Annotated in this window: 12 protein-coding genes; 3 read left to right on the forward strand and 9 right to left on the reverse strand. The window is 64.5% G+C overall.

All coding sequences use genetic code 11. The features are described 5' to 3' along the window. Positions 1–9: 9 nt before the first annotated feature. Complete coding sequence (locus PKE80_RS13290) at positions 10–594, reverse strand: cysteine hydrolase family protein (RefSeq protein WP_271182876.1); 585 nt, start codon at positions 592–594, stop codon at positions 10–12. Between the two features lie 88 nt (positions 595–682). On the opposite strand from PKE80_RS13290, the gene PKE80_RS13295 reads away from it, so the two are divergent. Both PKE80_RS13295 and pncB read left to right on the forward strand, forming a co-directional pair. Then, positions 683–1,408: an NUDIX hydrolase gene (locus PKE80_RS13295; RefSeq protein ID WP_271182877.1), complete on the forward strand. Its 726-nt coding sequence runs from the start codon at positions 683–685 to the stop codon at positions 1,406–1,408. An 11-nt stretch (positions 1,409–1,419) separates the two neighbouring features. Then, entirely contained in the window at positions 1,420–2,724 is a 1,305-nt protein-coding gene (pncB, locus tag PKE80_RS13300; RefSeq protein ID WP_271182878.1) for a nicotinate phosphoribosyltransferase, read from the forward strand. Positions 2,725–2,765: 41 nt separating this feature from the next. Here pncB and PKE80_RS13305 read toward each other — a convergent pair whose 3' ends face one another. The 5 genes from PKE80_RS13305 to PKE80_RS13325 form a co-directional block, all read right to left on the reverse strand. Next, positions 2,766–3,518, reverse strand: a complete 753-nt coding sequence (locus tag PKE80_RS13305) for an SDR family NAD(P)-dependent oxidoreductase (RefSeq protein WP_271182879.1) — start codon at positions 3,516–3,518, stop codon at positions 2,766–2,768. A gap of 18 nt (positions 3,519–3,536) precedes the next feature. Continuing rightward, entirely contained in the window at positions 3,537–4,061 is a 525-nt protein-coding gene (locus PKE80_RS13310) for a nuclear transport factor 2 family protein (protein ID WP_271182880.1), read from the reverse strand. A gap of 52 nt (positions 4,062–4,113) precedes the next feature. Next, positions 4,114–6,552, reverse strand: coding sequence for a TonB-dependent receptor (locus PKE80_RS13315; RefSeq protein WP_271182881.1), 2,439 nt, complete (start codon positions 6,550–6,552; stop codon positions 4,114–4,116). Positions 6,553–6,676: 124 nt separating this feature from the next. Further along, a complete protein-coding gene (locus tag PKE80_RS13320; protein WP_271182882.1) occupies positions 6,677–7,348 on the reverse strand; it encodes a TetR/AcrR family transcriptional regulator in 672 nt (223 codons plus the stop codon). 54 nt (positions 7,349–7,402) lie between these two features. Beyond that, positions 7,403–8,482, reverse strand: coding sequence for a glycoside hydrolase family 76 protein (locus PKE80_RS13325; protein ID WP_271182883.1), 1,080 nt, complete (start codon positions 8,480–8,482; stop codon positions 7,403–7,405). 108 nt (positions 8,483–8,590) lie between these two features. Here PKE80_RS13325 and PKE80_RS13330 point away from each other — a divergent pair, with 108 nt between their 5' ends. Further along, positions 8,591–10,855, forward strand: coding sequence for a S9 family peptidase (locus tag PKE80_RS13330; protein WP_271182884.1), 2,265 nt, complete (start codon positions 8,591–8,593; stop codon positions 10,853–10,855). 214 nt (positions 10,856–11,069) lie between these two features. Here PKE80_RS13330 and map read toward each other — a convergent pair whose 3' ends face one another. The 3 genes from map to PKE80_RS13345 all read right to left on the reverse strand — a co-directional run bounded on the left by map (position 11,070) and on the right by PKE80_RS13345 (position 14,209). Next, complete coding sequence (gene map, locus PKE80_RS13335) at positions 11,070–11,855, reverse strand: type I methionyl aminopeptidase (RefSeq protein WP_271182885.1); 786 nt, start codon at positions 11,853–11,855, stop codon at positions 11,070–11,072. Further along, on the reverse strand, positions 11,852–12,064 hold the full coding sequence (locus PKE80_RS13340) for a ParD-like family protein (RefSeq protein ID WP_271182886.1): 213 nt from the start codon (positions 12,062–12,064) through the stop codon (positions 11,852–11,854). The genes map and PKE80_RS13340 overlap by 4 nt, the downstream gene beginning before the upstream one ends. A 102-nt stretch (positions 12,065–12,166) precedes the next feature. After that, the gene (locus PKE80_RS13345) at positions 12,167–14,209 is read right to left on the reverse strand and encodes a TonB-dependent receptor (RefSeq protein ID WP_271182887.1); all 2,043 of its coding nucleotides are present in this window, start codon (positions 14,207–14,209) and stop codon (positions 12,167–12,169) included. Between the last annotated feature and the right edge of the window lie 73 nt (positions 14,210–14,282).

Genomic DNA, 14,282 nt, shown 5'->3' on the forward strand with positions numbered 1-14,282 from the left:
AACAATTCCTTATGCCGCGAGATGCAGGCGGTCCTTGCGGCCCAGTTCCTGGGCAACGGCATGAGCATCCCGGGCGATCCCCCGGGTCAGCGAAGCCGGAATATCGACGTCGAAACCACGGACGAGCAACCCTTCGACAGCCCAGCGCACGCAGTAGTCGGCCGCCACGCCCACGACGGTCACACGATCGACACCCCGGGCGGCAAGGTCGCGGAAGAACGCCTCGCGCTCGATCTGCACACCGTCAGTGGAGCGGATGCCGACGGCCTCCTCCTGCCACATGTCGAAAACACCTTTTTCAAGTGTATAGAGTGGGATGTCGGGGTTTATTGCAGAAGAATCGAGCATGCTTTCCCAGCCCAGCGTGCCCTTTTCGCAGTGGAGGGGGAACAGCTCTGCTTCCGGCGATCCGACGTAATCCGCAGACATGTGGGTATCGAAGGACATCAGCACGCCCGCTACGTCCTGCGGATCGAGTGACTCCAGCCAATTTTGCATCGGCGCCACGATCGCCTCCGCATCGGGGACCGGAAGCGCGCCGGAAGTTCGCACGAAGTCATGCTGCATATCCACGACGATGACGAAGCCAGCCACCGAAGCCTCCTGCTGTTACTGATGCGCTTGACATATATCCATGACGGACATAAGTAAAGTGCGACTTGCACATAAGGGTCCGAGAGACGTGCTTCAGGACGAGGCGGTATTCCTGGCGGGCTATGATGCCCGGGCCTATGACGGCCCTTCGGTCACGGTGGATCTTGTGCTCATGTCGGTCGTCGATGGCGCTCCCGCGGCCTTGCTGACCCGAAGGGACGAACAGCCCCATGCCGGCAAGTGGGCGCTTCCCGGCGGCTTCGTCGCGGTGGATGAGGATCTCGACGCCGCGGCACGCAGGATCCTCGCCTACAAGGCCCACATGGACGGTGCCTATGTGGAGCAACTCTATACGTTCGGCGGTGTCGGTCGCGATCCGCGCATGCGGGTCATCAGCGTCGCCTATTTCGCCCTGCTTCCGGCCGATCGTTTCTCCGCCGCTCTGGAGGCAGACCCGGCACTGACCCTGGCGCGTATCTCGGCAACGAACTGCAATCCGGCAGAGGTCACAGGCATGAAAGGCGCCCTGCCGCTGGCTTTCGACCACGCGGACATCCTCGGCGTCGCGATGCAGAGGCTGCGCGGCAAGATCGACTACTCCCCCCTCGCCTTCGCACTGCTGCCGGAGCGGTTCACGCTGCGTGCCCTGCAGGACGTTCACGAGGCGATCCTCGGCCAATCCCTGAACAAGTCGGCGTTCCGTCGCCGCATGCTCGACCGGGGCTGGCTCGAGGCAACCGGCGAGCGCGAGACCGGCGCATCGTTCCGGCCCGCAGAACTCTTCCGTTTCCGCCCGATCAACGCCAAAGTCTGAGCAGGTCCATCATGGTCTTCACCGATATCGCCACGCGCACCTACAACCATAACTGGCGGCTCGATCCGATCGTGCGCAGCCTCCTCGACACCGACTTCTACAAGCTGCTGATGCTGCAGATGATCCGGCAGCTTCACCCCGAGGTGCAGGCGACCTTCGAACTGATCAACCGTACCCGCAGCGTCCGCCTTGCCAAAGTCATCGACGAGGCGGAATTGCGCGCGCAGCTCGATCATGCCCGCTCGCTGCGGTTCGGGAAGAAGGAGCTGATCTGGCTGGCCGGCAACAGCTTCTACGGCCGCAGGCAGATGTTCAGCCCGGAATTCATCGCGTGGCTCGCCGACTTCCGCCTGCCGGATTACGAGTTGCGCCAGCACGATGGCCAGTACGAACTGCGCTTCCACGGCCCTTGGACCCACACCATGATGTGGGAGATTCCGGCGCTCGCGATCATCAACGAACTGCGGTCGCGCGCGGCGATGAAGGGGCGCGGACGGTTCGAACTCGATGTGCTCTATGCGCGCGCAAAGGCCAAGCTATGGGAGAAGGTGGAGCGGCTCTCGGCGCTGCCCGACCTCGTCATCTCGGATTTCGGCACACGGCGGCGGCACGGCTTCCTGTGGCAGCGCTGGTGCGTCGAGGCGCTGAAGGAAGGACTGGGCGAGCGGTTCATCGGCTCCTCCAACGTGCTGCTGTCGATGGACGCGGACCTTGAGGCGATCGGCACCAACGCGCATGAGCTGCCGATGGTCTACGCTGCCTTGGCGAACGACGAGGAGGAACTGGCGAGCGCTCCCTACCGCGTGCTTGAAGACTGGAGCGCGCACTACGGCGGCAACCTGCTCGTCGCGCTGCCCGACGCCTTTGGTACAGCTTCGTTCCTGCGCAACGCGCCCGATTGGCTGGCCGACTGGACCGGCTTTCGCCCGGACAGCGCCCCGCCGATCGAAGGAGGAGAACAGATCATCCGCTGGTGGGAGGAAAAGGGCCGCGATCCCCGCACCAAGCTGCTGATCTTTTCCGACGGCATGGACATCGACAGCATCGAGGCGACCTATCGCCACTTCCACGGCCGCGTGCGCATGAGCTTCGGTTGGGGCACCAACCTGACGAACGACTTCCGCGGCTGCGCACCTTTCGCGACGAACGGGCTCGATCCGATTTCGCTCGTTTGCAAGGTGGTGGAGACGAACGGCCGGCCGGCCGTCAAGCTTTCCGACAATCCCGCCAAGGCGACTGGAGCCCCGGCGGAAATCGAGCGCTACTTGCGCATCTTCGGCGCTGCCGGACGCCAGACCGCTGAAGTGCTGGTCTGACGTCCGGAACCCGGCATGGTCCTTATGTAGTCACTATGTAATCACTGCGCGGTGAGGCCGCCGTCGACTACGAACTCGCCGCCAGTCACGTATCTGGCGCGGTCGGACAGGAGGAAGACGATCATGTTACCGATGTCGCCAGGCTCGCCCATGCGCTTCATCGGGATCATGGCGTTGATGGCGTCGTACTGGTCCGGGTTGTCCTCGATCGCGACCTTCTGCATGTCGGTCCAGATCACGCCGGGGTGAACCGAGTTCACACGGATGCCCTTGGCGGCGACTTCCAGCGCCAGCGACTTGGAGTAGAGCCGCACGCCCCCCTTGCTTGCGGCATAGGCCGAAGCCCCGGGAATGCCGACGAGCCCGGCGACGGAAGACAAGTTGACGATGGAACCTGCGCCTTGCGCCTCCATCACCGGCAGGACCGCCCGGCAGCCGAGGTAGACGCTCTTGAGATTGACGTTGATCTGCCGGTCCCATGCGGCAGGATCGAGGTCGGCGGTCCACTTGAGTACCGCGATCCCTGCGTTGTTAACGAGACCGTCGATGCGGCCGGTCTGCGCCTTCACCGTATCGATCAGCGTGGCCCAGCCCGCCTCGTCGGTGACGTCCTGCGCAAATCCGGTGGCGGCAAGGCCCTCAGCGCGCAATTCCTCGGCACGGGCCGCGGCGGCATCGCCATCGAGGTCGGTCAGGGTCACGGCGTGGCCCTCCCGGGCCAGCAGACGTGCGGTGGCGAAGCCAAGGCCGCCCGCAGACGCGGCGCCGGTGACGATGATGCTCTTCTGGGTCATTGGGTTATCTCTTTCCGGTCATGCGTTGCTGAGCCATTCGCGATCGTAGGATCGGTCGGTCATGTCGTGGCGGCCAAGCAGGCAGGCGGCGAGGTCGCCGGACAGGATGCCGTCTGCGGCAGGCTCCGTGCGCGCCCAGTCGACGAATTCGCTGCGGTGGGCGAAGCGCCACTCCGAGCCCCGCCGTTCGTAGCGATCGACATAGCGGCCGCTGATAATCATGTCGGTGGGCATGCCTTCGGCCAGGATGCGATGAAAGGCGTAGTAGTAGACTTCGCCATAGGCGCGGTTGGCATCGGTTTCGTCGAACTCGATCAGATGCTGGCCGATGATGTGCTGGTTGGCGAGATGCTCGGTCAGCAGGTCCTGCGCGAAGGCCACGAAGTCCGGTCCGCAGCCCTTGAAGATGCCGTAGTCGGTCGTCGAATCCGGCCAGAAGGTATCCAGTTGCAGCGCACGGTCGAGGCGGTCCTGTCCACGCATATAGCGCATGGCGAGGTCGCGGATTGCATCCTTGGCGATAAGTCTTTGAAGGTCGTTCATGACCTTTCCTTTCGATGGGAAGGGCCGACGCATCGTGCGTCGGCCCGCTGGGTCAGAACCTGACGCTGGCCTGCAACTGCACCGTGCGGGGCAGGTTAACGAAGCCGATCTGATCGGCAACGCCGGTCGTACCTGTGTTCGGCGCGTCGATCGCACCGCCGACGATGAACTGGTTGGTGAGGTTCTTGCCGATCAGCGCCAGTTCGAAGCGTTCATCGTTGAACTTCACGCGGATCGTGCCGTCCACGGTCAGGTACTTCGCCTGACGCGAGAACGGATGCGCGAAGCTGGAGGCAAGGTAGGTGCTGGAATAGCGCGTGTCGATCGTGGCACCCAGCTTGGTGCCCTCGCCGATATCGGTTTCATAGCCGACGCCCAGCGACCCCGTCCACTTGGGCGCGACTGCGGTGGGAGCCCCGCTCAGGTCCTGACCCGGTGCGCCCTGGAAGGTAGTGTCGCAGCCTTGCGCCACCGACTGACCACCATAACAGGGTGCGATGTAGTTGAGGTAGCGCGCCTTGTTGTAGTTGATCGATCCGTGCAGGTTGAGGCCCGGCGCGGCGTAGGGTGCGAATTCGAACTCCAGTTCCGCACCCTTGGTCCGGGCGGCACCGGCGTTGGTGGTGATGAAGGCGAACGTCTGCGAGTTGAAGAAGTCGACCTGCAGGTTGACGTACTTGTAGCTGTAGACGTCGAAATTCAGGCGCAACTGGTTGTCGAGCAGCTTGGACTTGATGCCGACTTCGAAGCCGCGCGCCTTCTCCGGGGCGAACGCGACGTCGCTGGGAACCGTGCTGGCGCTGACGAAGCCGGAGTTGGAGAACCCACCGGACTTGTACGCGGTCTTGGAGGCACCGTAGACGGTGACGTCGTCCGTCGGCTTCCACGTCAGCGTCGCTTCGGGCGACCAGTTGTTGAAGGTCTGGTCCGCGTTGATGGGCGTATCCTGCAGGAAGATCCCTTGCAACGCGGCATTCACGTAAGGCTGGATGAGATAGCTGTCCTTGGTTTCGTGAATGTAGCGAACGCCGACGGCAGCCTCGAGCGTCGGCAGGATCTTCCAGGTCGTCTGCCCATAGGCGGACAGCGTCTCACCATGGGTTTCGGAATGCTTGAAATAGCCGAGGTAGCGATATTCGGCCGGGGCGGTCGAATCCTCGATGTTGCCGAACGACCCGCTCTGTCGGTGGTTGCGATGGGTCTTCTGGTAATACGCGCCGACGAGGAGGTTGATCGGCCCGTCGAACCTGGTCTGGGCGCGCAACTCGCTCGAGAATGCGTGGTAGATGGACCGCTCGGACGAAGGCGCGGCGGCCAGATCGCTCGATACGAAGGTACAGTCGCACGCCCACTGGTTGACGTTGCGGTTGAAGTTGTTGACCCAGGTGAGATCAACGTTGTCCATCGCGTATTCGGCGGTGCCGGTGACCGCCCAGCTCTTGTAGGTGTTGTACAGCGCGCCGTCGTCACGCGACCACGGGTTTGTACCGGCAAGGTCTTCCGGGAAATAGTTCTGGTAGACGGTGAACGACTTGCCGCACTTGATCGCCGGGTTCAGCGAATACGTCCCCGTTGCGCATCCGAAGGGGACGTAATTCCACGAATTGTTGTTGTTCTTCGAGGTCGAGCCGTTCGCCTTCAGCGTGAACTTGAAGTCGTTCCCCGGATCCCATACCAGCGTCACACGGCCGAGCAGTTCCTTGTTGCCGGGGTTGTCGCCGTCATAGGCCGGTGCGAAGTGCGGCGTCGTCACGCCGGTGGCGACGTCAAAGGTATTGTAGGTCTTGTCGATGCCGCCGTTCTTGAAATAGCCGCCCCACATGTTCGATGCCCGCACGGCGACGCGCACGCCCAGCGTATCGGTGATCGGGCCGGATCCGACGAACTCGCCGACCAGCTCTTTGGCGCGAAACTCATAGCCCAGCTTGGCCTTGAATTCGGGGCTGGATGTGGGGTCTGCGGTACGCAGCGAAATCACGCCGGCGGTGGCGTTCTTGCCAAAGAACAGCGACTGCGGCCCCTTGAGCACTTCCACGCCCTCAAGGTCGAGGAAGCCCTCATTGATGACGCGGCCCTGGCCGTAGTAGACGCCGTCGACGACGACCGCGACCGACTGCTCGATACCGATGGAGGTCGAGGACGACCCGATGCCGCGCAAGGTCAGCTGCGCGCCCGAGCCGTTCGAGGCGCGGCCGATCGTGAACTGCGGCGTCTGCGTGGAGATCTTCTCCAAGCTGGTCATGTCGTAGCGTTCAAGCACTTCGGCGGTCAGCGCGGTGACGGCGACCGGCACGTCCTGCAGGCTCTCCGCCCGGCGGCGCGCGGTGACAACAATGTCGCCGAGACCGCCTTCGGTATGCTCCTGCGCAGCGGATGCTGGCAGCGGCGCTACGACCGCTTCCTGAGCATTTGCGGATGTGAATGCGAAAGCCGACATGGCAATGCTCGCCATGAGCGCGGTACGCACGGTTCGTGCTGCCTCTCCAGACATCGAAAGCTCCTTTCCCCTTGAACCGGAAAGGGCCTGTTCTGACTTGGTCGCCCCCCGGGTGCCTCGTATTCGAGACCAGGCGGAACGTATCCTCATTAAAAAATGCAGTGGACTGCAATAAATGCTAGGCGGGTGTAACTACCCTGGTCAGCGCGCGGGTCAGTGCCCGCGCCCGGTCCCTCAACTGCGCCGCCAGTGGAGCTTCCGCGTAAGGCAGCAGCACCTGGCAGATCGCGAGCCGCAAGTGCGTTTCGAGCGCATCGTCCGGTATTTCGCGCTTGGCCCAGAGCACGATGGTGCCAACCATCCTCATGCACACGAAGCGCGACACGGTGGCGATGTCGTCGATGGCTACGAGCCCCTCTGCCCGCATGACTTTCAGCGCTCCCCCGGCGAAGCGCTCGTAGACGTCCGGCAGGCCGACCATGTCCGCGTGCTCGACGAGGATGGACCCGAACGCCCGCGCGAGTTCGGGCGCCTCGAAGGTCTTTTCGGCCAATCGGCTCGGTAGCACCTCGAAGAAGCCGAAGCCCTCACCGCCCTCTTCATGGGCTTGGGCGATGGTTTCCTCGCTGCGCTCCCGCGCGTTGAAGGCGAAGAGGCGATCCTTAGACCCGTAGATGTTGAACAGCGTACGCTCGGCGACGCCTGCGGTTTCCGCGATCATGCGCATCGACAGCGCTTCACCGCCGTGAAGCGCAAGCAGGGCGAACGTCGCCGCCTGTATCCGCTCGCGCCGCTCGCGCTGGCGGGGGGTCAACTGGCGGATGCCTTGTGCGATATCGTTTGCGTCCATTGCGGACGTCTTATGACAAACCGCCCCTCGGGATCAAATCCCAGGGTCCTGAACCTAGCGATCAGCACCGGAATGCCCTGAAGCACTTTCCCGCCCTGCTCCCGCGGCAGCGAGCATCATGGCAAGGCCCGAAGTCTGCGCTGCCGCATCCGTCTGCGATGCCGCCTCGGACCAGTCACCGGCGATGGCTTTCGCCCCGGAATCGCTGAGGGTCCAGACCGCCTTTGCATTGCGGCCGGCCCATGCAGCCAGTTCTCCGCGCTCCGGCCCGTCGAGCAGGTCGTCCAGCAAGTGCCCGAGATGAAAAGCGAACACGCCCTTGAACATGCGCCCGTCCGCACCGATCGAGGGCACCGGCTCACGCAGGATGCCCCCGGGGTTGGACAGCTTGCGGGTAGCCGCGAGCGCCGTCCTGACCGCAAGCATGCGATACCGTGGATCGCCGGTGATGCGGGTGAGGTCGCTCAGGCCGCCCAGTAGCACGCCCTGATTGTACGTGAAGCGCGGCTGGCCATTGTTGTGGCAGGCGGCATCGAGGCCGTCGTTCACCAGCCCTTCGCCGTCGATCATCGTCGATCCTTCGAACCACGCCCATGTCCGCAGGGCCCAGTCGCGATAGCTCGCCTCGCCGGTCGCGAGGTAAAGCTGCGTCGAGGCGTAGAGCAGGAGTTCGTTGGTGATCGCGTTCTTGTACGTCCGCTTGCGGTCCCACCAGATACCTCCGCCGCAGCGATCGTCCCAATAGCTGGTGACGATGCGCCGATAGGTCGTGCTGGCATAGTCGAGCAATTCGGGATCGCGATCGACCTGCCAGGCGTGAACGTTGGCGATCACCGCCCACAAGTCGTCGTCGTTGAGATAGAGCCCGGAGCGATTACGCACCGCTGCAGAAACGCGCGCGTTCCAGCGATCGTCCCCGGTGCGGCGCGCATGGTCGAGCAGGGCATCGACGATCACGAAGCGTTGCCACGCCTCGCTCTGCGCCCAGCCGTCCGGCTTGCCCCACTGCCCGTCGAGATAGGACGCAGCCGCGCGGGCGCGCGGTGCCCATGCACCGTCCTGCGCACGCGCGCTTCCGGCACAGGCCAGCGCAAGCAGCCCCATCGACAGGCCCACCGCCAACGTCTTCTTCAAACTGTGGTCTCCCCGCCGACCCGTAAGCGCATGACGCTCCACATAAGAAATGCCAGGGGCAGCGCCAATGGCTTTTCCTCGCACGGACCTGTCATTAGGACATGGGACATGAACAGAGCCCGTCTGCTGAGCGCCTGCATCCTCGCCGCGCTGCCTTCTGCCGCCCTTCCCGCCTTTGCCGCCCCCGCCGAACGGAGCGCTTCCGCCATGCCCGAAACCGTACAAGACCTGACCTTCGACCGCGTCTTCGCCAGCCCCTCGCTGGATGGACCGCAGCCGCGCGCGGTCAAGGTCTCTCCGGACGGACGCTACATCACGCTGCTGCGCGGCCGCGCCGAGGACAAGGACCGCTACGACCTGTGGGCCTACGACCGCCGTAATGGCGAATGGCGCATGCTGGTCGATTCCCTCAAGCTCGGCTCCGGCCGCGCGCTGAGCGAGGCGGAGAAGATGCAGCGCGAACGCCAGCGCGTCGGCAGTCTCAAGGGCATCATCTCCTACGAGTGGACCGAGGGCGGCGATGCCGTGCTGGTCCCGCTCGACGGCGACCTCTACCTCGCCGGGATCGACGGGTCTGTGCGCCGCCTGACAGACTCTCCCGAAGACGAGCTGAACGCCGCGCTGAGTCCGAGGGGCGCCTACGTTTCGTTCGTGCGCGACGGGCGGCTCTACGTCGGCCCGCTCGGCGGGACCGAGCACAAGCCGATCACCCCGAAGGAAAACGCTGGCACCGTCCACTGGGGCGAGGCCGAGTTCGTCGCGCAGGAGGAAATGGCGCGCATGGACGGCTACTGGTGGTCGCCCGACGACAGGCTCATCGCCGTCGAGCGCTATGACGAGGCGCCGGTCGGCGTGGTCACCCGCACCGCGATCGGCGCCGAGGGCACGCACACTTACCAGCAGCGCTACCCGGCGGCGGGCACGCCCAACGCCCTCGTCTCGCTCCATGTCATGAAGCCGGACGGCAGCGGCCGCGTCGAGGTGGACCTCGGCCCCGACCGCGACATCTACCTTACCCGCGTCAACTGGGCGCGGGACGGGCGCATGCTCTACGTCCAGCGCCAGAACCGCGAGCAGACCCGCCTCGATATGCTGGCGGTCGATCCGCAGACCGGCAAGAGCCGCGTCCTGTTCACCGAAGAGGCGGCCAAGGGCAGCTGGGTCAACCTCACCGACAACTACCGCTTCCTGAAGGACGGCAGCCTCGTCTGGTGGTCCGAGCGCGACGGCTACGGGCACCTCTACCATTTCCGGAACGGCAAGTGGCAGCAGCTGACCTCGGGCAAGTGGATGGTGACCAAGTTGGTTTCCGTGGACGAAACGAAAGGCCGCGTGCTGTTCCTCGGCAACCGCGACGATGTGCTGGCGCCGCAGCTTTACGCCATCGATTTGGCGAAGCCGGGTACGCCGAAGCAGCTGACCGAGGCAGACTGGGCCAATGCCGCATCGGGCAGCCGGGACGGATCGACGGTGCTCGTCACCCGCTCTTCGACCACCCAGCCCTCGCAGACCTACATCGCGGACGAGAACGGCAAACGGCTCGCCTGGGTGGAGGAGAACAAGCTGGATGCCACGCATCCCTATGGCCCTTATCTGGCCAGTCACCGCCCAACCACGTTCGGCACGATCAAGGCAGCGGATGGTTCCGACCTCCACTGGATGATGATCACTCCGCCGCTGAGGCCCGGCAAGCGCTACCCGGTGTTCTTCGAGCACTACGGCGGCCCGCATGTGCAGACGGTGACGCGCGGATGGAAGGGCGCGCTGGCACAGGCCATCGTCGACAAGGGCTACATCTACTTCGAGATCGACAACCGCGGCAGCGCCAATCGCGGCGTGGCTTTCGAATCGCAGATCCATCAGGCCATGGGCACCGTCGAGGTGCAGGACCAGCGCGCCGGGGCCGAATACCTCAAGACGCTGGACTTCGTGGACCCGGCCAAGATCGCGACTTACGGCTGGTCCTACGGCGGCTACATGACGCTCAAGATGCTGGAGGCCGACCCCGGCCTCTACGCTGCGGGCATCTCCGGCGCGCCGGTGACGAAGTGGGAACTCTACGACACCCATTACACCGAGCGCTACATGGGCGATCCGCGCAAGGTCGCCGATGCCTATCGCAAGGCCGACACGCTGGATGATGCAGGCAAGATCGCCGATCCGCTGCTGCTGATCCACGGCATGTCGGACGACAACGTGGTGTTCGAGAACAGCACCACCCTCATCGCCAAGATGCAGGGCGAGGCGACGCCGTTCGAGATGATGCTCTATCCCGGGCAGACCCACGCCGTGCGCGGCCCGCACATCAGCGTGCACCTGTGGAACAGCATCTTCGGCTTCCTCGAACGCCACGAGGTGAAGCCGGAGGAGTGAGGTGTCGGGCGCCTGCTCGCAACACATCGTCGTCATCCTCGCGAACGCGGGGACCCAACTGATGCTCTTTCAACAGGCACCGTCAGGAGATGGGTTCCCGCCTTCGCGGGAATGACCATTCTCCGCCATTGCGAGCGTAGCGAAGCAATCCAGAGCTGCCTAAACCTCCCTGGATTGCTTCGCTACGCTGCCAATGACGAGGTTGGTGAAAAGTTCAGGCGGCCTTCCTGCGCCGCACCATCTCGCGCTCGTCCGAGCGCAGCGTCAGCACCGATACGCCGGTAGCGGTGACGGCGACGGTGTGCTCGAACTGGGCGGACAGCGAGCCGTCCTTCGTCCGCACCGTCCAGCCGTCGCCTTCGGTCCAAACGCTGCGGCGGCCGCGATTGAGCATCGGCTCGATAGTGAAGACCATGCCCTCGCGCAGCAGCATGCCGGTGTTCGGCCTGCCGAAGTGGAGGATCTGCGGGTCTTCGTGCATCTCGCGGCCGATGCCGTGGCCGCAGTATTCGCGCACGATCGAATAGCCGTGGCGCTTGGCGTGCTTCTCGATCGCAGCGCCAATGTCCCCCAGCCTCGCGCCGGGGCGGACGGTGCGAATGCCCATCCACAGAGCCTCGTAAGTGACCTGCACAAGCCGCCGCGCCGCAGGATCGACATTGCCGACCATGTAGGTCTTGCTGGAATCGGCGATGAAACCGTCCTTCTCCAGCGTGATGTCGAAGTTGACGATATCCCCGTCTCGCAGCACGTCCGACGAGGACGGCACACCGTGACAGACCACGTCGTTGACCGAGGAGTTGAGCACGAAACCATAACCGTACTGCCCCTTGCTGGCAGGGCGGGACTGCAGGTCGTCGACGATGAACCGCTCGACCAGAGTATCGATATCGAGCGTCGATCGGCCGATCAGCGATACGGTGTCCAGCATCTCGAACACCGAGGCCAGCAGACGCCCGGCCTGCGCCATCAGCGCCAGTTCTTCAGGCGTCTTGGTCACGCGGCCCTTACCCCCAGCGTTGGCGGCGACACCCCGGCCGAACTAAGTTCGCGTTCCATGATCTCGGCGAAGCTGAGGCCGGGGTTGGTCTCGCACAGCATGCCGACCTTGATCCAGTACGCGGCCTGCGCGTTGATCGAGCGGCAGGAGACCTTGCTCGCTCGGCGGACCTGTTCGTGCAGGTCGTCATCGATGTTCACGATGCCCATTGGAAAGTTCCATATATGATTCGTATATGAACCATATATAGCGGGCTTCGCGCATCGCAAGAGTGCCCCGCCGCGATGGACTCGTGGCGGGGCGGGTAGGGGTCAGCGCGCCGGGCCGCCGAAGCGGAAGCTGGCTTCCACGCCCAGCGTGCGCGGACGCAGGCGGTTGGAGGTGATGTCGAAGCTCGTGGGCCCGATCTGCTGCACTTGGCGGAAACTGGTAGCGCCGTTCTCGTCGGTGAGGTTGTCGGCGAACAGGGCGATGGTCAGCTGCGCGAACTCGACCCCGATCCGCGCATCCACGCGGTCGATGGTGTCGCCCGGCAGGAACGCGGCGTAGGACGAATTGCGGCGCGGCGAGCTGTGCTGCCAGCCCACCCGGCCGAACGCCTGCACAGTGTCGGTGATCGCGGCTGCGTAGTCAATCGAGGCGTTGGCGGTGAACTTCGCGACGTCGTCCACGGCCGAGCCCTTGACGATGGCGGTGCCGGAGACGGCATCGGTGTACTCGGCATCGACGTAAGCACCGCCCGCCGAGAGCGTCAGGCCCTGCACCGGCTGCGCGACGAGGCTCAGTTCGGCACCCTTGGTGTGGGTGCCGTTGGAATTGACCAGTCCGTTGAAGGACGTTCCCGGGATCGGGATGCGGACCGCCACGTCCTTCCAGTCGCTGTAGAATACCGCAGCCTCAATCGAGAGCTTGCGCTCCCACAGCTCGGCCTTTGCGCCCACTTCATAGGTCCAGATCGAATCCTGGCTCAGTGCCGCGGGCAGTTCGACGCCGTAGATCGGACCGAGGATCAGCGGCACCGTCGGCTGCAACTGGCCCGAGCGGAAGCCCTTGGCGGCGCTGGCATAGATCGTGGTGTTCTCCACCGGGTGCCATGCCACGGAGAAGCGCGGGTTCCACGACTTGTAGGTGTCACCCGGCTGGTCGGTAACGACGCCGGAATTCGCCTCGAAGCCGCGCAGTCGGTCCTCGAAGTAGCGCAGGCCAGCGGTCAGGTCGACGGGCATGCCGGGCAGCGTATAAGTCGCCTCGCCGAAGAGGGCGCGGGCGCGCGAGTTGATCTGGGCATCGTTGTCGATGCCGCGCGCGGGGAACTTGACGGTATCGTTGCGCTGGGAATCGCGCGCATAGGCGCCCACGGTCCACTTGAGCGGGCCGTCGCCGGTCGAAGCCAGGCGCAGTTCGTGAGCGTCGAGTGCGATGTCGATGTTCGTCTCGATGCTGCCGATCGAGGACATGCCGCTCTGCGGCACCCCGAAATCGCTGTGGGTGTAGCTGTAGAACAGCTCCGCCCCGCCGAGATCATAGCGGGCGGTGGCGCCGTAAAGCTCCATCCGGCTCTTGCTGTAGGGCACCGTGCCGCGCGTCTGCTGATCGTCGTCGCGCGCGCTAGATCCGCCCGCCGGGAAGTCCGACTTCGACCACCAGTAGCTGCCGGTGATCGACAAGCGGTCGACGGGATCGAAGCGCAGCCTCGCACGGAAGGTGTCGTAAGTCTGGTCGTTGACGTTGGTTGCGCCGGTGCTGCTGTTGTCCACCCAGCCCTGGTAGCGTTCATGGGTGCCTGCGACGCGAACGGCGAGCACTCCGGGCACGATAGGTGCATTGAAGGCACCCTTAGCCCCCCCGTTGGTGCCGCCTCCGCGCGTGTCCGAGACCATACCCAGACCCTTGGCTTCCCACTGGTCGAGGTCAGCGCCGCGCGTCAGGATGCGCACGGTGCCGCCCATCGAACCCTCGCCAAACAGCGTCCCCTGCGGCCCGCGCAGGATTTCGACGCGGTCGAGATCCCAGGCGCGCACGTCCGGGCTGAGCGGCACGGTGACGCCGGTGAACGGCAGGTCGTCGAGGTAGTATCCGTTCTCGTTGGCACCCAGCGAGGTCGAGATGCCGCGGATGGTGATCTTCGTGCCGAGCGCCGAGCCGCCGTCATAGATGCCCACGCCGGGCGCTTCCTGCAAGAAATCCGCCAGGTTCGCCGCACCGCGCTTTTCCAGCGCCGCGCCGCTGACCGCGGTGACCGCGATCGGCACATCGACCGCGCGTTCCTCGCGCTTGCGGGCGGTGACGATGATGTCGCCATCGGCATCCGCCGCACCGGGAGCCTGCTCCTGCGCCATGACCGGCGTGCTCATGACAGCCGCACAGACCAGCGCAACGTGACTGACCATACGAACCATAGAAATCTTCCCCCTGAGTCCCGAGACA

This window comes from Novosphingobium resinovorum (assembly GCF_027922145.1).
GTDB classification, from domain to species: domain Bacteria; phylum Pseudomonadota; class Alphaproteobacteria; order Sphingomonadales; family Sphingomonadaceae; genus Novosphingobium; species Novosphingobium resinovorum.

Bases quoted from the DNA above. Each gene is read 5' to 3' on its own strand.
- PKE80_RS13330 (WP_271182884.1), top strand. From the start codon at position 8,591: ATGAACAGAGCCCGTCTGCTGAGCGCCTGCATCCTCGCCGCGCTGCCT.
- PKE80_RS13340 (WP_271182886.1), bottom strand. From the start codon at position 12,064: ATGGGCATCGTGAACATCGATGACGACCTGCACGAACAGGTCCGCCGA.
- PKE80_RS13320 (WP_271182882.1), bottom strand. From the start codon at position 7,348: ATGGACGCAAACGATATCGCACAAGGCATCCGCCAGTTGACCCCCCGC.
- PKE80_RS13310 (WP_271182880.1), bottom strand. From the start codon at position 4,061: ATGAACGACCTTCAAAGACTTATCGCCAAGGATGCAATCCGCGACCTC.
- PKE80_RS13305 (WP_271182879.1), bottom strand. From the start codon at position 3,518: ATGACCCAGAAGAGCATCATCGTCACCGGCGCCGCGTCTGCGGGCGGC.
- PKE80_RS13315 (WP_271182881.1), bottom strand. From the start codon at position 6,552: ATGTCTGGAGAGGCAGCACGAACCGTGCGTACCGCGCTCATGGCGAGC.
- pncB (WP_271182878.1), top strand. From the start codon at position 1,420: ATGGTCTTCACCGATATCGCCACGCGCACCTACAACCATAACTGGCGG.
- PKE80_RS13345 (WP_271182887.1), bottom strand. From the start codon at position 14,209: ATGAGCACGCCGGTCATGGCGCAGGAGCAGGCTCCCGGTGCGGCGGAT.